Here is a 17,411-nt window from a genome sequence, read left to right on the forward strand (position 1 = left end):
CCGGGCCCGCTCAGGCCGTGCCGGTGCGGCGGCGCAGTTGGTGGGCGCGCGCCGCGCGGTCGGAGGGGCCGTCGCGTTCGGCAAGCCGGGCCGCGACCCGCGCCTGGATCTCCGGTGCCTTGTTGCCCGCGTACTTGAACTTCGCCCGTACGTCGTCCACTTGCAGGCGCAGGACGCGGAGGCCCGGGAGCATCCGCCCGAACGGGGGCTCGCCCGGGCGCACCTGGGCGGTGCCGCCCTCCGGCTGGAAGTGGGCCACCTGGCGGTTCAGGAGGGTGGCCTTCTCCTCCGGGTCGTCGACGACGTGTGCGGTGCAGCGGAGCTGGACGGCCGCGTAGTACGAGGTGGGGGTGCCGTGCTCGGAGGGGGCGCCCTCCGGGGCGGTCCAGTGCCCGGGTACGAAGACGTAGTCGTCGACCACGCTCAGGAGCACGGCCGGGTTGCGTTCGAGGTCGCGCCAGAGCGGGTTGGGGCGGGCCAGGTGGGCGATCACCTGGCCATGCGGGCCGGGCTCGGGCTCGTAGCGGAAGTGCACCGGCTGCACCCACGGCGGCTCGCCGGAGGCACCGTTCACGGCGAGCTGGCCGAAGTCGTGGGCGGTCAGCCAGGTCCGCCACTCGTGCTCGTCCTGCGGCGCGTCCCAGGGGTGGATCAGCATCGCGGGTCCTCAGAGGGAGGTGAGGTAGTCGGGGAGGGCGATGGCCGGGTCCAGGTCCGCGGCCCGGACCGGCGTGCCATAGCCCCGGTGTACGGGGACCACGCCCGCCCAGTGCGGGAGTGCGGCGTCCTCGGGCTCGTCGTTGGGGCCGCCGGTGCGGACCTTCGCGGAGACCTCCGTCAGGTCGAGGCGCAGCACGGCCGTGGCGGCGAGCTCCTTGGCGTCGGCCGGGCGGGAGTCGTAGGAACGCCCGGGGACGACGTGGTCGACCAGCGCGTCGAGGGCGGTGCGCAGCTCCTCCGGGTCGGTGACCTGGTGGGCGGTGCCGTGCACGACGACCGAGCGGTAGTTGATCGAGTGGTGGAAGGCGGACTTGGCGAGGACCAGGCCGTCCACGTGGGTCACGGTCAGGCAGACCGGGAGGCCGGGGGCGCTCTCGCCGCGGCCCGCCATCCGCAGCGGCCGGGAGCCGGTCGAGCCGTGCACGTAGAGCCGCTCGCCGACCCGGCCGTACAGGGTCGGCAGGACGACGGGCGCGCCGTCACGGACGAAGCCGAGGTGGCAGAGGTAGGTCTCGTCGAGTATCGCGTGCACCAAGGCGCGGTCGTACGAGGCGCGCTTGCGGGAGCGGCTGGGGACGGTCCGCTCGGTGGGCTCGTAGGCCGCCGTCTCCGTCATGGCGTTCTCCATTGCACTAGTGCATACTGTTGTTTGTGCTAGGAGAGTATCGGATCGAGGGTCGTCGCGCATCGGACATTGCCGCCAGCGTGGAGCGGGGGGTGGGCTCCGGGTCTCTCCGGCCGGGGCAACTGCTACCGCCCATGCGGGAGTTGGCCGGGCTGTTGGGGGTGAACCCGAACACCGTCGCCGCCGCCTACCGCACCCTGCGCGAGCGCGGAGTGATCGAGACCGACGGGCGGCGGGGCAGCCGGGTGCGGTCCGCGCCCGCGACGACGGCCCGCGGGTCGATCCGGGTCGAGGCCCCCGAGGGGGTGCGGGACGTGAGCAACGGCAGCCCTGACCCGGCGCTGCTGCCCCCGCTCGACGCGGCCTTCGCCTCGGTCGCGAGGGAGTACGCCGTGCGGCCCCCGATGTACGGGGAGGCGCCGGTCGACGAGGAGTTCGCGCGGCTCGCGCGGGCCGCCTTCGACGCCGACGGCGTGCCGGACGGGCCCCTCGGTGTCGCGTCCGGTTCGCTCGACGCGATCGAGCGGGTGCTGCTCGCGCATCTCAGGCCGGGGGACGCCGTCGCCGTCGAGGACCCGGGCTGGGGCAGCCTCCTCGATCTCGTGCCGGCGCTCGGGCTGCGGCCGGTGCCGGTCGCCGTCGACGACGAGGGGCCACTGCCCGAGGCCGTGGCGCGGGCGCTGCGGGGCGGGGCGCGGGCGGTGATCGTCACCGACCGGGCCCAGAACCCGACCGGCGCGTGCGTCACGGAGCGGCGGGCAGCGGAGCTGCGCACGGTCCTGGCCGCCCACCCGGAGGTGCTGCTCATCGAGGACGACCACGGGCACGGCATCGTCGCCCAGCCGCTGCACCCGCTCGCCACCGGCGCGGGGCGGTGGGCGCTGGTGCGGTCGGTGGCCAAGGCGTACGGGCCGGACCTGCGCATCGCCGCCTTCACCGGGGACCCCGAGACCGTCGACCGGGTCCTCGGGCGGCAGCGGCTCGGCCCCGGCTGGGTCAGCCGGCTGCTCCAGCGGGCCGTGGTGCACCTGTGGGCCACCGGGGCGGTGGATCCGGCGGAGGTGTCGGCCGCGTACGGGGAGCGGCGCGACGGTCTCGTCCGCGCGCTCGGGCTGCGCGGGGTGGAGGCGCACGGGTGCGGCGGCATGAACGTGTGGGTCCCCGTCGCCGACGAGACCGGCGCCGTCGCCCGCATGCTCGGCGCGGGCTGGGCGGTCGCCCCCGGCGCCCGCTTCCGCATGGACGCCGGCCCGGCGATCCGCCTCACCGTCTCCGGTCTGACCCCGGCCGACCTCGCCCCACTCGCCGACGCGGTCGCCTACGCGGCCGGGCCCGCGCCCGCGCGGAGTTACGGCTAGGAGACAGCCCCTGGCTAGGGCCTGGCCGCGGGGGTGCGTGCGGGGGCCGGGGAGGCGGCCGCTGTCGGGGTCCGGGTGGGGTTCTGGCGGCGGAGGGGGCCGCGGGTCTGGGTGAGGGCCGCGCCCGCGAGGACGATGACCGCGCCTACCGGGGTGTTCCAGGTGAGGTGCTCGCCGAGCAGGGCCACGCCGGCGGCCGTGGCGATGACCGGGATGAAGTACGTGACCATGGACGCCGTCGTCGGGCCGACCTCGGCCACCACGCCGTACTGGAGCAGCATCGCGTACCCCGTGCCCAGCGCGCCCAGGGCGATCACCGCGAGCAGCGGCAGGACCTCGACGCTGCTCGGCCAGGTGGTGAACAGGGGAGTCACGACGGCGAGTTGAAGGGTCGCCACGCCGACCTGCGAGCCCGCGAGGGCCAGGTTCGACGCGCCCGTGCCGGCCAGCGTGCGGCGGACGTAGATCCAGCCCACCGCGTAACTGGCCGAGGCGAGCAGGGCCAGTGCCGTGCCCGTGACGTCCAGGCCCGAGAAGCCCTGCCAGGCGCCGAGCACCGTCAGGACGCCGATGAAGCCGATGCCCAGACCCGCCGCCCTCACCCGGGTCGGACGGTCCTCGGAGAGCGCGACGAGCGACAGGAGCATGCCCCACAGCGGGGTGGTGGCGTTGCAGATGCCCGCGAGCGTCGAGGGGATGCTCAGCTCGGCGTACGAGAAGAGGGAGAACGGAAGGGCGTTCAGGAGGAAGGCGGCCACCGTCAGATGGCCCCAGGTGCGGGCGCCGCGCGGCAGCCGGTCGCGCTTCACGGCGAGGGCGACGGCGAGCACCGCCGTGCCGAAGAGCAGCCGGCCGAAGGTCACCTGGAACGGGGCGAAGCCGTCCGTGCCGACCTTGATGAAGAGGAAGCTGAAGCCCCAGATCAGGGCCAGGACGCCGAAGCGGACGCGCCAGTCGACACCGTGCGGCCGGCGGGCGGGGGAGGAGGGGGCGGAGCTGCTCATGTCCTTCAGTCTGAGGCAGGCCACCTCTTAGCACCAGTGAGATTTCCTGGAGTCGTTGCCTTAGGATTGCTTATATGTTGAATCTGGAGCGCCTGCGGACCCTGGACGCCCTCGCCCGGCACGGCTCCGTCAGCGGCGCCGCCGAAGGGCTGCACGTCACCACGTCCGCCGTCTCGCAGCAGCTGTCCAAGCTGGAACGCGAGGTCGGCCAGCAACTGCTCGCCAAGAACGGGCGCGGCGTCCGGCTCACCGACGCCGGGCTGCTGCTCGCCGAGCACGCGGCCCGCATCCTCTCCCAGGTCGAGCTCGCCCAGGCGGACATCGAGGCGCAGCGCGGCCAGGTCGTCGGCGAGGTGCGGCTCGCCGCCTTCCCCACGGCCATGCGCGGCCTCTTCCCCCGTGCGATCCGCGCCCTGCGCGCCGACCACCCCGAGCTGCGCGTGCATACCACCGAGCTGGAGCCCGACCAGGGTGTCCGCGAGGTGCTGCGCGGGGACAGCGACCTCGCCCTCGTCCTGGACTGGAACAACAAGCGGGCCCCGCTGCCGGGCGGTCTCGAGCGGGCCCATCTGCTCGACGACTCCGCCGATGTCGCCCTGCCCGCCGACCATCCGCTCGCCGGGCGCGAGACCGTGGACCTGGAGGACTTCGCGGGCGAGGAGTGGGTCTCCTGGCCCGCGGGCGAGTTCTGCCACGACTGGCTGATGTTCACCCTGCGCTCCAAGGGCGTCGAGCCCCGGGTCACCCATGTCGCCGGCGACCACCACACCCAGCTCGCCCTGGTCGCCGCCGGACTCGGCGTCTGTGTCGCGCCCCGGCTCGGCCGCCTGCCGATGGGCGAGGACATCGCCTTCGTGCCCGTACGCCAGCCGGTGCGCCGGCACATCTACGCGACCTGGCGCACCGACGCCGGCCGCCGGCCGTCGATCCGCGCCGTGGTCGACGCGCTGCGGACGGCCGGGGGGCCGCTCGCCGGCTGATGCCCAGGGCGGGAGCGGGCACCTGAGCGCGGCGGGCTTCACGGAAGTCCCGGGCGGGGGCGGGCCTCAGAGTGCGGCGAGCTTACGGAAGTCCCAGGAGGCGACGGCCTGCGGGGTCAGCCGCATCCAGGCGTGCCGGCCGTCGTGCGGCATCGCGTCCAGGCCGAAGTTCTTCGCCGCGAAGAGCCGTTCCACCGCCTCGAGTTCCGGGCAGGGCTCGCCCGTGCGCGGCGCCTCGCCCACGAACTCCACGGTGCCCGACAGCTCCACCCCGCGCAGCTCCCCGTACTCCTCGCCGTCGTCCACCACCACCGCGATCCGCGGCCGTGCCGTCAGCTCGGCCCAACGGCGGCTGCGGGTCAGCGAGTAGAGCCAGAGCGAGGTGCCGTCCCAGGCGAACCAGAGCGCGCTGACGTGCGGCCTCCCATCGGCCGAGACGGTCGCCACCCGGCAGGTGCGCTGTTCGGCGAGGAACGTGTCGAGCTCGGCCGGGGTCATCATGATCCGGCGTCCATGGCGCTGTGCGACGGTCATCGTCCGCACCCTTCTGGATTTCTGATGGAGTGTCAGAAATCATGGGGGGTCTTCCGCCCGGGTGCAAGGCGGTGACCGCGAGGAGGAGACCGTGAGGCAGTGGGAACAGCTCAGGGAACAGCTCGCCCCCGACGGCGCGGCGCTGCTCACCGTCGAGTGCCAGCAGGGCGTCGTCGGCAAGGACAGCGCGCTGCCCGAACTCGCCGCCGTCGCCCGCTCGTCGGGCGCCCTGCGCAACGTGGCCCGGCTGGTGGCCGCCGCGCACGAGGCCGACGTGCAGGTCCTGCACGCCGTCGCCGAGCGGCGCCCCGACGGGCGCGGCGCCAACCGCAACGCCCGCCTCTTCCGGGCCGCCGCCCGGCTGCCCGTACAGCAGCACAGCGGGAGCACCGCCGTACGGATCGCCGAACCCATCGAGGTCGCCGAGCAGGACCTCGTGGTCCGGCGACTGCACGGGCTCTCGCCCATCGCCGGCACCGACGTCGACGCCCTGCTGCGCAACCTCGGCTGCCGGACCCTGGTCGTGACGGGGGTCTCCGCGAACGTGGCGATTCCCAACGCGGTCTTCGACGCCGTCAACCTCGGCTACACGGTGGTCGTGCCGTCGGACGCCATCGCGGGCGTGCCGGCCGACTACACCCCCGCGTTGGTCCGCCACACCCTCGCGCTCGTCGCCACCATCGCCACCACCGACGAGATCCTCGGCTGCTGGAAGGCCCCGCGCCGGGCGGGTGCGCGGCGGACCGGACCGGACGGCGTCAGGCCAGCCTGATCGCGTCCCCGGTCACCTCGATCGGGGCCGGCTCCAGCGGTGCCGTCGCCGGGCCCTTCTTCACGCTGCCGTCCGAGGCGTCGAAGCGGCTCTGGTGGCAGGGGCACACGATGACCCCGTCCGAGACCCCGCTGACGGCGCAGCCCTGGTGGGTGCAGCGCGAGGAGAAGGCCTTGAACTCGCCCTTCTTGGGCTGGGTGATCACCAGGCCCTTGCCCTCGATCACCTTGCCGCCGCCCACCGGGATGTCGCCGGTCCGCGCGAGCGGCGCGCTCTGCTCGGTGCCACCGGACGCGTCCGTACCGCCCGAGCCGTCGCCGCCCCCCGAGCCGTCGGTGCCCTCCTTGCCTCCCGTGCCGCCTCCCGTGCCGCCGCCGTCCGCGCCGCCGCCACCGCAGGCCGCGAGGGCCGCGACCAGACCCGCTCCACCGGCCGCCGAGACCACCGTCCTGCGCCCCACTCCGCTCATGCAGCACTCCTCCGTTTCACCGTCGTCACGATCATCTGCGCGTCATGGTGTCCGACGAAACGACCTCGCGCCATGGTTCCGGGTGCATCCGAAACCCCCTCGGGCGGGGAAACATGGTCGTCAACGGAAGGGAACAGCCCATGGCGACCCATCAGCCCACCCCACCGGGCCAGGCCCGCTGCCTGGTCACCGGCGCCGGCGGCTACATCGGCGGCCGGCTCGTCCCCGAACTCCTCGACGCCGGGTACCCCGTGCGCTGCCTGGCCCGGACCCCGGCCCACCTCGCGGACCACCCCTGGGCGGACCGCGTCGAGATCGTCCGGGGAGACGTCACGGACGCGACGAGCCTGCGAGCGGCGTTGCGCGGCATCGGCGTCGCGTACTACCTCGTCCACTCCATGGGGTCGGGTCCGGATTTCGAGGAGACCGACCGGCGCGCTGCCCGTACCTTCGCCGAGCAGGCCCGCGCCGCGGGCGTCCGGCGCATCGTCTACCTCGGCGGTCTCACCCCTCGCGACGTGCCGGAGGAACGGCTCTCCCCGCACCTGCGCTCGCGCGCCGAGGTGGGCCGGATCCTGCTCGACTCCGGCGTGCCCACGACCGTGCTGCGGGCCGCCGTGGTCATCGGCTCCGGGTCGGCGTCCTTCGAGATGCTCCGCTATCTGACCGAACGCCTGCCCGTGATGGTCACCCCGAGCTGGGTCGGCACCCGGGTCCAGCCCATCGCGGTGCGCGACGTCCTGCGCTGTCTGGTCGGCAGCGCGCGGATGCCGCCGGACGTCAGCCGGAGCTTCGACATCGGAGGCCCGGACATCCTCACGTACCGCGAGATGATGATCCGTTACGCGGCCGTCGCCGGGCTTCCCCGGCGGCTCATCGTGTCCGTCCCGGTGCTCACCCCGCGCCTGTCCAGCCAGTGGATCGGACTCGTCACCCCCGTGCCCGCCTCCCTCGCCCGGCCGCTCGCCGAGTCCCTGCGGTACGAGGTGGTCTGCGCGGACTCCGACATCAGGCGCCACGTGCCCGACCCTCCTGGTGGGCCGGTCCCCTTCGACCGGGCCCTCGCGCTCGCGCTCCAGCGGGTCCGCGACGCCCAGGTGGCCACCCGGTGGTCCTCCGCCTCCCTTCCCGGCGCCCCCAGCGACCCCCTGCCCACCGACCCGGACTGGGCGGGCGGCAGCCTCTACACCGACGAACGCGCCCGCGCGGTCGCCGCGTCCCCGGCGGCGCTGTGGCGGGTCATCGAGGGGATCGGCGGCGAGAACGGCTGGTACTCCTTCCCCCTGGCATGGGCCGTGCGCGGCTGGTTCGACCGGTTCGCCGGCGGGGTCGGCCTGCGTCGAGGGCGCCGGGACGCCCAGCGGCTGCGGGTCGGCGACGCCCTCGACTTCTGGCGGGTCGAGGAGATCGAACGCGGGCGGCTGCTGCGGCTGCGCGCGGAGATGCGACTGCCGGGGCTCGCCTGGCTGGAGATGGCAGTCGAACGCGACGACGGCGGCCGCACGCGCTACCGGCAGCGCGCGCTCTTCCACCCGCGCGGGCTCGCGGGGCAGGTGTACTGGTGGGGCGTGGCCCCGTTCCACGCGGTGGTCTTCGGCGGCATGGCGCGGAACATCGCGCGCACGGCGGAGAAGGCGGAGCCGACCGCCGAGAAGCCGGGGGAGACGGGGGAGAAGCCGGGGGAGACGGGGGAGAAGCCGGGGGAGGCGGGGGAGAAGCCGGGGGAGAAGCCGGGCGCGGCCTCATGAGCGTCTCCGTCGTCCTGTTCACCGCGGACCTCCGCCTTCATGACCACCCGCCGCTGCGCGCGGCCGCGGCGGGCGGGCGGGACGTCGTGCCGCTCTTCGTCCGCGACCCCGCCGTGGACCGGGCCGGCTTCGCCGCGCCCAACCGGCTCGCCTTCCTCGCCGACCGCCTCGCCGACCTGGATCGCTCGCTGCGCGCCCGGGGCGGCCGCCTGGTCGTCCGCTGCGGCGACACCGTGGCCGAGGTGTGCGCCGTTGCGCGGCGCGCCGGGGCCGAGGAGGTGCACCGGGCGGCCGGCTGTGCGGGGGACGGGCCCGCCGGACGGGCCCCCGGACCTGCCCCAGGACGGGCCGCCGGCCCGGTCCGCCGCACGGTGCACGGAGGATGCGGTGGCGAACCGGCTCAGTGCGCCGCCCGCTCGCGGACGGTCGTCGCCCACCCGGGCTGTTCCTCGGCGCTCTCGCCGGGCCCCGTCTCGGTGCGGCGCCCGCCGCGGGCGAAGAAGTCGGCCAGCGGGAGGATGGCCGCCCCGACGGTGACCGCCTCCGGGCCGAGGGTGCCGAGACCGATGGTGACCCGGGCCGCCGGGTAGCGCAGGGCGTACTCCCGCGCGTACTCCTGCACGGTGTCCAGGAAACGGGTGCCGAGTTGGAGGCCGGCCCAGCCGCCGACGAGGATGCGCTCGGGCTGGAAGAGGTTGATGAGGTCGGCGAAGCCGGCGCCGAGGTATTCGGCGGTCTCCTCCAGGACGGCCAGGGCCGTGGCGTCGGGTGTGTGCTCCGCGCCGGCCGCCGGGTAGGCGGCGGTCAGCATCGCGGTGAGCGCGGTCTCCTCGTCCGCGCCCGCCGGGGGCCGTCCGCCCGCCTCCCGCCACCGTTCGAGCAGCGACTCGGCGCCCGCGTACGCCTCCAGGCAGCCCCGGGCGCCGCAACGGCAGCGGCGTCCCCTGACCCGTACGGTCAGATGGCCCCACTCCAGGGCGCGGCCGGGACCCAGCGGATCGGTCGCGACACAGGCCCCGACGCCGGAGCCGAAGAGCACGAACACGGCGCTGTGCGCACCGCGTCCGGCACCGAACCACAGCTCGGCCTGGCCGAGGGTGCGGGCGCCGTTGTCGATCCAGTACGGGACGGTCTGCGGCAGGTCGACACTCTCGCGCAGCAGCCGCTCCAGCGGGACCGCGTCCCAGCCGATGGTCTGGCCGTGCACGACCGCGCCGTCCGCCGCCCCGTCCGCGGCGGTGCGGGCGACGATGCCGGGGACGCCGACGCCCATGCCGAGCAGGCGGGCGGGGTCCACGCCGGCGGTGCGCAGCACCTCGGCGATGCCCTCGCGGATGTGGCCGACGACCAGGCCGACCTCGTAGCGGTCGTGCGGCGCACGGCTGTCGACCGCCAACGGACGCTCGGTGCGGGCGAGTTCGGTCAGGGTGAGGTCGAACAGCTCGATCCTGACCCGGGTCTCGCCGACGTCCACGCCGATCATGCAGCCGCTGCCGGGGCTGATCCGCAGCAGGGTGCGGGGCCGGCCGCCCGCCGAGTCGACGCTGCCGGCCTCCTCGACCAGGCCCTCCGCGACCAGTTCGGCGACCACGTTGCTCACCGAGCCCGAGCTGAGTCCGGTCGCGGGTCCCAGCGAGAGCCGGCTCATCGGCCCGTCGAAGTACAGCCGTTGCAGCACCGCGGTGCGGTTCTCCCGCCGCAGGTCACGCACCGTGCGGCCACTCGTTGCTCGCACCGTACCCCCAGTTCGTAAGCGCCCGGTTCGCAAGATACACCCGGCGCAAAGCCTTGACGCACCCTTCCCCTGGAGTTTAACTCACGTCCTAAATTAAGCCCCGTGTGAAAGGTTTCCGAGGAGTCATGCGCACTATCAGAGCCGCAGTCACCGGCGCCGTCACCCTCTCCCTCGCCCTCACCGCGACCGGCTGCGGAGGGGGCACGACCGACGGCTCGGGCTCCGGCTCCCAGCCGAAGACCCTCACCTACTGGGCTTCGAACCAGGGCCCCAGCGTCGAGGCCGACAAGAAGATCCTCCAGCCCGAACTCGACCGGTTCGAGAAGGAGACCGGCATCAAGGTCAAGCTGGAGGTCGTGCCCTGGTCCGACCTGCTCAACAGGATCCTCACCGCCACCACCTCGGGCCAGGGCCCCGACGTCCTCAACATCGGCAACACCTGGAGCGCCTCGCTCCAGGCGACCGGCGCCCTGCTGCCCTGGGACCAGAAGAACCTCGGGAAGATCGGCGGCAAGGACCGCTTCGTCGAGTCCGCCCTCGGCTCCACCGGCGTCCCCGGCCAGGACCCGGCCGCCGTCCCGCTCTACTCCATGGCCTACGCGCTCTACTACAACAAGAAGATGTTCGAGGACGCCGGCATCGACAAGCCGCCGGCCACCTGGGACGAGCTGAACACGGTGGGCAGGAAGCTCGCCGTGGACGGGAAGTCGGCCATCGGCGTCGAGGGCGGCAACCTCGCCAACAACATCCACCAGGTCTTCGTGCTCGGCAAGCAGCACGGCGCGGACTTCTTCACCCCGGACGGCAAGGCCGACTTCACCTCCGACGGCGCCGTCGCCGCCGTGAAGCAGTACGTCGACCTCATGGCCGCCCAGAAGATCGTCGCCCCCGGCAACGCCGAGTACGCCCAGAACCAGTCCCTCAGCGACTTCGCCAAGGGCCGCACCGCCATGGTCCTGTGGCAGACCCCCGCGCAGACCTTCGCCTCCCAGGGCATGAGCGCCGACGAGTGGGGCGTCGCCCCCGCGCCCGTCCCCTCCGGCAAGCCGGGCCAGGGTGCCCAGACCAACTCCATGGTCGCCGGCATCAACATCGCCGTCTTCAAGAACACCAGGAACCTCGACGGCGCCCTGAAGTTCGTGAACTTCATGACCGGCGACGCCGAGCAGAAGACCCTCAACTCCGCCTACGGCTCCGTCCCGCCGGTCCGGTCCGCCCAGCAGGACCCGGCCTTCTCCGGCCCGTCCCTCGCCGTCATCCGCGACACGCTCGCGAGCAGCGCCGCCGCCCTGCCGCAGGTGCCGGAGGAGTCCCAGTTCGAGACCGTCGTCGGCACCGCCGTGAAGGAGCTCTTCGCCGACGCCGCCGCCGGCCGCCCCGTCACCACCCAGTCCGTGCGCGCCAAGCTCGACAAGGCCCAGCAGCAGATGCCCAAGAAGTAGGCCCGGACCCGCCATGACCACCACCGTCACCCCCAGCCGGGGCGAGCGGACGGCGCGGAGCACCCCGCCCGGGAAGCGGCGCACCGCACCGCGCCGCTCCCGGCGGCCGCTCCGGCACGCCGCACTGCCGTACGTGCTGCTGCTGCCCGCCCTCGTCCTCGAACTCCTCGTCCACCTCGTGCCGATGCTCATGGGCGCGCTCATGAGCTTCAAGGAACTCACCCAGTTCTCCGTCCGCGACTGGTCGGCCGCCCCCTGGGCCGGGTTCGACAACTTCGCCGTGTCCGTCGACTTCGACGCCCCCGTCGGCGAGGCGCTCCTGAAGTCCTTCTTCACGACCTGCCTGTTCACGCTGGCGTCCGTCGGCCTGTGCTGGCTGCTCGGCACCGCCGCCGCGGTCTTCCTCCAGGAGGACTTCCGCGGCCGCGGCCTGCTGCGCGCCGTCTTCCTCGTCCCGTACGCACTGCCCGTCTACGCCGCCGTCATCACCTGGGCGTTCATGTTCCAGCGGGACAACGGCCTGATCAACCACGTCCTGCACGACCAGCTCGGCATCGGCGAGAGCCCCGCCTTCTGGCTCATCGGCGACAACAGCTTCTGGGCGCTGCTCACCGTCTCCGTGTGGAAGGGCTGGCCCTTCGCCTTCCTCACCGTGATGGCCGGCCTGCAGAACATCCCCCGGGACCTGTACGAGGCCGCCGCCCTCGACGGAGCCGGCGTATGGCGCCAGGTCCGCCACATCACCCTGCCGTCCCTGCGCCCGGTCAACCAGGTCCTCGTCCTCGTCCTGTTCCTGTGGACGTTCAACGACTTCAACACGCCCTTCGTGCTCTTCGGCAAGGCGGCGCCCGAAGCGGCGGACCTGATCTCCCTGCACATCTACCAGTCGTCCTTCCAGACCTGGAACTTCGGCACCGGCTCGGCCATGTCCGTGCTCCTGCTGCTCTTCCTCCTCCTCGTCACGGGCGGCTACCTCCTGCTCACCTCGCGCGGACGGAGGGCCCATGGCTAAGTCCCCGACGGCGCCGCCCCGTTCCTTCCTCTGGACCCGGCGGATCTTCCTCACCCTGCTCACCGGCTTCGTCCTGCTGCCGGTGTACGTGATGGTCTCCAGCTCCCTCAAACCGCTTCAGGACGTCTCGGGGAAGTTCCGGTGGATCCCCTCCGGGCTGACCTTCCGCCCGTACGCCGACATCTGGCGGACCGTGCCGCTCGCCGACTACTTCATCAACTCGTTGATGGTGGCGGGCGCGGCGACCGTCTGCTCCGTCGCCGTCGCCGTCTTCGCCGCGTACGCCGTCAGCCGCTACGACTTCCGCGGCAAGCGGGTGTTCACGGTGACCGTCCTGTCCACGCAGATGTTCCCCGGCATCCTCTTCCTGCTGCCGCTCTTCCTCATCTACGTCAACATCGGCAACGCCACCGGCATCGCGCTGTTCGGCTCGCGCGGCGGACTGATCCTCACCTATCTGACCTTCTCGCTGCCGTTCTCGATCTGGATGCTCATCGGGTACCTGGACTCGATCCCGCGCGACCTCGACGAGGCCGCCAGGGTCGACGGCTGCGGACCGGTCGGCGCCCTTTTCCGGGTGATCGTCCCCGCCGCCGTCCCCGGCATCGTCGCCGTCGCCGTCTACGCCTTCATGACCGCCTGGGGCGAGGTGCTCTTCGCCTCCGTGATGACCAACGACACCACCCGCACCCTGGCCGTCGGGCTCCAGGGCTACGCCACCCAGAACGACGTGTACTGGAACCAGGTGATGGCCGCGTCGCTGGTGGTGAGCGTGCCCGTGGTCGCGGGCTTCCTGCTCCTCCAGCGCTATCTCGTCGCCGGGCTCACCGCGGGAGCGGTCAAGTGACGTCCGCTCAGGGCCGTGTCGAAGCTTTCCGCACCGCAGCCCCCCGCACCGCAGCCCCCCGCACCGCAGCCCCCCGTATCGCAGAAAGGTCCTCAGTGTCCGACGTGTCCGACGCCCGCACCGCCCCCCTCGACCTCACCGCCTTCCCGCCCGGCTTCTCGTGGGGCACGGCCACCGCCGCGTACCAGATCGAGGGCGCCGTCGCCGAGGACGGCCGCGCTCCCTCCATCTGGGACACCTTCGCCCACACGCCGGGCGCGGTCGACAACGGCGACAACGGTGACACCGCCTGCGACCACTACCACCGCTGGCCCGAGGACATCGCCCTCATGCAGGAGCTCGGCACCGACGCCTACCGGCTGTCCGTCGCCTGGCCGCGCGTCCTGCCCGGCGGCGACGGACCGGTCAACGCGGCGGGGCTCGACTTCTACGACCGGCTCGTCGACGGACTGCTCGACGCCGGCGTCACCCCCTCGGTCACCCTCTACCACTGGGACCTCCCGCAGGCCCTGCAGGACCGGGCCGAGGCCAGCCGGGGCGGCTGGACCGAACGTGCCACCGCCGAGCACTTCGCCCGTTACGCCTCCGTGGTCGCCGAGCGCCTCGGCGACCGGGTCACCCAGTGGGCCACCCTCAACGAGCCGCTCTGCTCGGCCTGGATCGGCCACCTCGAAGGGCGCATGGCCCCCGGCCACACCGACCTCACCGCCGCCGTCCGCGCCTCCTACCACCTGCTCCTCGGCCACGGCCTCGCCACCGCCGCCGTCCGCGCCGCCGCTCCCGGCGCCCGGGTGGGCCTCGTCACCAACCACTCCACCGTGGCGCCCGCCTCCACCCGGCCCGAGGACGTCGCCGCCGCCCGCCGCGCCGACGGCCACACCAACCGGTGGTGGCTCGACCCGGTCTACGGCCGCGGCTTCCCCGCCGACATGCGCGAGCTGTACGGCGTCGAGCTGCCCGAGCGCCCCGGCGACGCCGAGACGATCGCCGTGCCCCTCGACTGGCACGGCCTCAACTACTACTTCCCGGTGACCGTCGCCGACGACCCGGCCGGCCCCGTCCCGTACGCGCGGGAGGTCCGGCTGCCCGACGTGCCGCGCACCGGCATGGACTGGCAGATCGACGCCGGGGGACTGGAGGCCTTCCTGCTGCGGCTCACCGAGGAGTACGGCGTACGCCGCCTGTACGTCACCGAGAACGGCTCGGCCTTCCCCGACACCGTCGGTCCCGACGGGCGGGTCGACGACCCGGACCGCGCCCGCTACCTGGAACAGCACCTCGCGGCCTGCGCCGGCGCCCTGCGCAAGGGCGCCCCGCTGGCCGGCTACTACGCCTGGTCCCTGCTCGACAACTTCGAGTGGGCCTACGGCTACGCCAAGCGGTTCGGTCTGGTCCACGTCGACTACGCGACCCAGCGCAGGACGGTGAAGGCGAGCGGCCGGCGGTACGCGGACATCATCCGCGCCCATCGGGCGCAGGCCGGCTGACCGCCCCTCAGGGGTGTCTCGTGACGACACCCCCTGGAGCCTGTCCGGCGGATCAGCGCCGGACAGGCCCCGGACCCCGGACCCCGGACCCCGCACCCCACACCCCACAAGGAGCCGCCATGTACCGCCCGTTCGCGACACGCACGGCCGCCCCGTCCCGCTCCCGACCACGCACCCGGGCGCTCGCGCTCGTCACCGCTCTGCTCGGCGGACTGCTCGCGCTCGCCCCCGCGACCGAGGCCCAGGCCGCGCCCGTGCTGCTCTCCCAGGGCCGGCCGGTCACCGCCTCCAGCCAGGAGAACGGCGGCACCCCCGCGACCGCCGCCGTCGACGGCGACCTCGGCACCCGATGGTCCAGCGCCTTCGCCGACCCGCAGTGGATCCAGGTCGACCTCGGCGCGCCCGCCGCCCTCGGCCGGGTCGACCTGCGCTGGGAGGCCGCCTACGGCAGGGCGTACCGCATCGAGACCTCCCTCGACGGCGCCGCCTGGACCACCGCGTACGCCACCACGACCGGCCCCGGCGGCAACGAGTCCCTCCCCGTCTCCGGCACCGCGCGCTACGTACGCCTCCAGGGCCAGACCCGCGGCACCGGATACGGCTACTCGCTCTGGGAGTTCCAGGTGTACGGCACCGCCGACGGCGGTACGACGCTGCCCGGCGGCGGCGACCTCGGGCCCAACGTGCACGTCGTCGACCCGTCGACGCCGGGGATCCAGGCACAGCTGGACGAGGTGTTCCGGCAGCAGGAGTCGGCACAGTTCGGCGCCGGCCGGCACGCCTTCCTCTTCAAGCCGGGCACGTACAACGGCCTCAACGCGCAGCTCGGCTTCTACACGCAGATCGCCGGTCTCGGCCTGCGCCCGGACGACACCACCATCAACGGCGACGTGACCGTCGACGCGGGCTGGTTCAACGGCAACGCCACCCAGAACTTCTGGCGCTCCGCCGAGAACCTGGCGCTGAGTCCCGTCAACGGCACCGACCGCTGGGCGGTCTCCCAGGCGGCCTCGTTCCGCCGCATGCACGTCAAGGGCGGGCTCAACCTGGCGCCCACCGGCTACGGCTGGGCCAGCGGTGGTTACATCGCCGACAGCCGGATCGACGGCCAGATCGGCAACTACTCGCAGCAGCAGTGGTACACCCGGGACAGCGCCGTCGGCGGCTGGTCCAACTCGGTCTGGAACCAGGTCTTCTCGGGCGTCGAGGGCGCGCCCGCCACGTCCTTCCCCGAGCCCCGCTACACCACGCTCGACACCACCCCGGTCTCCCGCGAGAAGCCCTTCCTCTTCTGGGAGGGCGGGGAGTTCAAGGTCTTCGCCCCGGCGAAGCGGGTCAATGCCAGGGGAGTGAGCTGGACCGGCACCCCGCAGGGCGAGTCCATTCCGCTCAGCCGCTTCTACGTGGTGAAGCCGGGGACCACCGCGGCCACCCTCAACCAGGCCGTGGCGCAGGGGCTCCATCTGCTCTTCACACCGGGCGTCCACCACGTCGACCGCACCGTCGAGATCGGCCGGCCGGGCACGATCGTCCTCGGTCTCGGCCTTGCCACGATCGTCCCGGACAACGGGGTCACCGCCCTGCGCGTCGCCGACGTCGACGGCGTACGGCTGGCCGGATTCCTCGTGGACGCGGGCCCGGTCAACTCCCCGACCCTCCTGGAGATCGGCCCGCAGGGCGCCTCCGCCGACCACGCGGCGAACCCGACCACCGTCCAGGACGTCTACCTCCGGGTCGGCGGCGCGGGCCCCGGCCGGGCCGGCGTCGGCATGGTCGTCAACAGCGACGACACGATCGTCGACCACACCTGGGTCTGGCGCGCCGACCACGGCGACGGCGTCGGCTGGGAGACCAACCGGGCCGACTACGGCGTCCGCGTCAACGGCGACGACGTGCTGGCCACCGGCCTGTTCGTCGAGCACTTCAACAAGTACGACGTCGAGTGGTACGGCGAGCGCGGCCGCACGATCTTCTACCAGAACGAGAAGGCGTACGACGCCCCGAACCAGGCCGCCATCCAGAACGGCGCCGTCAGGGGCTACGCCGCCTACCGCGTGGACGACTCCGTGACCACGCACGAGGGCTGGGGGCTCGGCAGCTACTGCTACTACAACGTCGACCCGGCCATCCGGCAGGACCACGGCTTCCGCGCCCCGGTGAAGCCGGGCGTGCGGTTCCACAGCCTGCTGGTCGTCTCCCTCGGCGGCAACGGCCACTACGAGCACGTCATCAACGACACCGGCTCCCCCACCTCGGGGACCGACACCATCCCCTCCACGGTCGTCTCCTACCCCTGACCCGACGCCGGGCCCCCCGCCCCCAGGTCCTTGCTCGACCAGCCGTAGCCGACCCCGTAGAAGACCGCGCTGGTCACGTCGAGGAGCGCGCCGGCGATGCCGATCCCCAGTCCGGCGGCCATGAAGAACGGGGTGGCGGGAGCGAGGGGAGTGAAGGAGAGGCCGATCGAGACCGTCTGCCACACGCGGGCACGTCGTCCGCCGAGAGTGGTCGGAGGACACCTACTGGCCGTCGCTTCCCGGACCCGTACCGGGTCCAGTGCTGTGTGACGGCGGTCGTTCCCGCTCACGGCTGCGGGGCAGTCCCGGATTCTCACCGGGTTCCCTCTTACGACGCATCCCGTCTGGCTGACGGGGCGAACCAGCTACCCCGTCAGCCAA

Annotated in this window: 16 protein-coding genes, 1 pseudogene and 1 riboswitch; of the genes and pseudogenes, 10 read left to right on the plus strand and 7 right to left on the minus strand. The window is 73.2% G+C overall.

The window, feature by feature from the left end; translation table 11 throughout:
• Window positions 1–10 precede the first annotated feature (10 nt).
• Window positions 11–658 (minus strand): FMN-binding negative transcriptional regulator, encoded by a 648-nt coding sequence (locus ACIGEZ_RS19950; RefSeq protein ID WP_399832792.1) that lies wholly within the window; start codon window positions 656–658, stop codon window positions 11–13.
• A gap of 9 nt (window positions 659–667) precedes the next feature.
• A complete protein-coding gene (locus ACIGEZ_RS19955; protein ID WP_399832794.1) occupies window positions 668–1,336 on the minus strand; it encodes a pyridoxamine 5'-phosphate oxidase family protein in 669 nt (222 codons plus the stop codon).
• Window positions 1,337–1,371: 35 nt separating this feature from the next.
• On the opposite strand from ACIGEZ_RS19955, the gene ACIGEZ_RS19960 reads away from it, so the two are divergent.
• Window positions 1,372–2,703 (plus strand): aminotransferase class I/II-fold pyridoxal phosphate-dependent enzyme, encoded by a 1,332-nt coding sequence (locus ACIGEZ_RS19960; protein ID WP_399832796.1) that lies wholly within the window; start codon window positions 1,372–1,374, stop codon window positions 2,701–2,703.
• 14 nt (window positions 2,704–2,717) lie between these two features.
• Here the strand turns inward: ACIGEZ_RS19960 and ACIGEZ_RS19965 are convergent, their stop codons facing one another.
• On the minus strand, window positions 2,718–3,707 hold the full coding sequence (locus tag ACIGEZ_RS19965; RefSeq protein ID WP_399832798.1) for a DMT family transporter: 990 nt from the start codon (window positions 3,705–3,707) through the stop codon (window positions 2,718–2,720).
• 74 nt (window positions 3,708–3,781) lie between these two features.
• Between ACIGEZ_RS19965 and ACIGEZ_RS19970 the strand changes: the two genes are divergently transcribed.
• Window positions 3,782–4,687 (plus strand): LysR family transcriptional regulator, encoded by a 906-nt coding sequence (locus tag ACIGEZ_RS19970; RefSeq protein ID WP_399832800.1) that lies wholly within the window; start codon window positions 3,782–3,784, stop codon window positions 4,685–4,687.
• Window positions 4,688–4,753: 66 nt separating this feature from the next.
• Here the strand turns inward: ACIGEZ_RS19970 and ACIGEZ_RS19975 are convergent, their stop codons facing one another.
• Window positions 4,754–5,221, minus strand: coding sequence for a pyridoxamine 5'-phosphate oxidase family protein (locus ACIGEZ_RS19975; RefSeq protein ID WP_399832802.1), 468 nt, complete (start codon window positions 5,219–5,221; stop codon window positions 4,754–4,756).
• 91 nt (window positions 5,222–5,312) lie between these two features.
• Between ACIGEZ_RS19975 and ACIGEZ_RS19980 the strand changes: the two genes are divergently transcribed.
• Entirely contained in the window at window positions 5,313–5,993 is a 681-nt protein-coding gene (locus ACIGEZ_RS19980; RefSeq protein WP_399832804.1) for a cysteine hydrolase, read from the plus strand.
• Here the strand turns inward: ACIGEZ_RS19980 and ACIGEZ_RS19985 are convergent.
• Window positions 5,980–6,462 carry a Rieske (2Fe-2S) protein gene (locus tag ACIGEZ_RS19985; RefSeq protein ID WP_399832806.1) on the minus strand — a complete coding sequence of 161 codons (483 nt, stop codon included), beginning with the start codon at window positions 6,460–6,462 and terminating at the stop codon, window positions 5,980–5,982. The genes ACIGEZ_RS19980 and ACIGEZ_RS19985 overlap by 14 nt on opposite strands.
• Window positions 6,463–6,602: 140 nt before the next feature.
• On the opposite strand from ACIGEZ_RS19985, the gene ACIGEZ_RS19990 reads away from it, so the two are divergent.
• Window positions 6,603–8,210, plus strand: a complete 1,608-nt coding sequence (locus ACIGEZ_RS19990) for an SDR family oxidoreductase (protein ID WP_399832808.1) — start codon at window positions 6,603–6,605, stop codon at window positions 8,208–8,210.
• Window positions 8,207–8,507, plus strand: a pseudogene (locus ACIGEZ_RS19995) (deoxyribodipyrimidine photo-lyase); the annotation flags it as partial. The gene ACIGEZ_RS19990 and the pseudogene ACIGEZ_RS19995, both read left to right, overlap by 4 nt.
• A gap of 103 nt (window positions 8,508–8,610) precedes the next feature.
• On the opposite strand, the gene ACIGEZ_RS20000 reads toward ACIGEZ_RS19995, so the two are convergent.
• A complete protein-coding gene (locus tag ACIGEZ_RS20000) occupies window positions 8,611–9,945 on the minus strand; it encodes an ROK family protein (protein ID WP_399832810.1) in 1,335 nt (444 codons plus the stop codon).
• 125 nt (window positions 9,946–10,070) lie between these two features.
• On the opposite strand from ACIGEZ_RS20000, the gene ACIGEZ_RS20005 reads away from it, so the two are divergent.
• From ACIGEZ_RS20005 to ACIGEZ_RS20025, 5 genes are all read left to right on the plus strand, one after another.
• Window positions 10,071–11,387, plus strand: a complete 1,317-nt coding sequence (locus ACIGEZ_RS20005) for an extracellular solute-binding protein (RefSeq protein WP_399832812.1) — start codon at window positions 10,071–10,073, stop codon at window positions 11,385–11,387.
• 13 nt (window positions 11,388–11,400) lie between these two features.
• On the plus strand, window positions 11,401–12,399 hold the full coding sequence (locus ACIGEZ_RS20010; protein ID WP_399832814.1) for a carbohydrate ABC transporter permease: 999 nt from the start codon (window positions 11,401–11,403) through the stop codon (window positions 12,397–12,399).
• Window positions 12,392–13,246: a carbohydrate ABC transporter permease gene (locus tag ACIGEZ_RS20015; protein WP_399832816.1), complete on the plus strand. Its 855-nt coding sequence runs from the start codon at window positions 12,392–12,394 to the stop codon at window positions 13,244–13,246. Before ACIGEZ_RS20010 ends, ACIGEZ_RS20015 begins: the two co-directional genes overlap by 8 nt.
• Window positions 13,247–13,350: 104 nt before the next feature.
• Window positions 13,351–14,733 carry a GH1 family beta-glucosidase gene (locus ACIGEZ_RS20020; RefSeq protein ID WP_399832818.1) on the plus strand — a complete coding sequence of 461 codons (1,383 nt, stop codon included), beginning with the start codon at window positions 13,351–13,353 and terminating at the stop codon, window positions 14,731–14,733.
• 119 nt (window positions 14,734–14,852) lie between these two features.
• Complete coding sequence (locus tag ACIGEZ_RS20025) at window positions 14,853–17,030, plus strand: discoidin domain-containing protein (protein WP_399832820.1); 2,178 nt, start codon at window positions 14,853–14,855, stop codon at window positions 17,028–17,030.
• Here ACIGEZ_RS20025 and ACIGEZ_RS20030 read toward each other — a convergent pair.
• On the minus strand, window positions 17,021–17,215 hold the full coding sequence (locus ACIGEZ_RS20030) for a hypothetical protein (RefSeq protein WP_399832822.1): 195 nt from the start codon (window positions 17,213–17,215) through the stop codon (window positions 17,021–17,023). The two genes, ACIGEZ_RS20025 and ACIGEZ_RS20030, sit on opposite strands and share 10 nt — an antisense overlap.
• Window positions 17,201–17,411, minus strand: a riboswitch (cobalamin riboswitch). Its footprint overlaps the gene before it by 15 nt.

This window comes from Streptomyces sp. NPDC085481, from assembly GCF_044541845.1.
Taxonomy (GTDB): Bacteria; Actinomycetota; Actinomycetes; order Streptomycetales; family Streptomycetaceae; genus Streptomyces.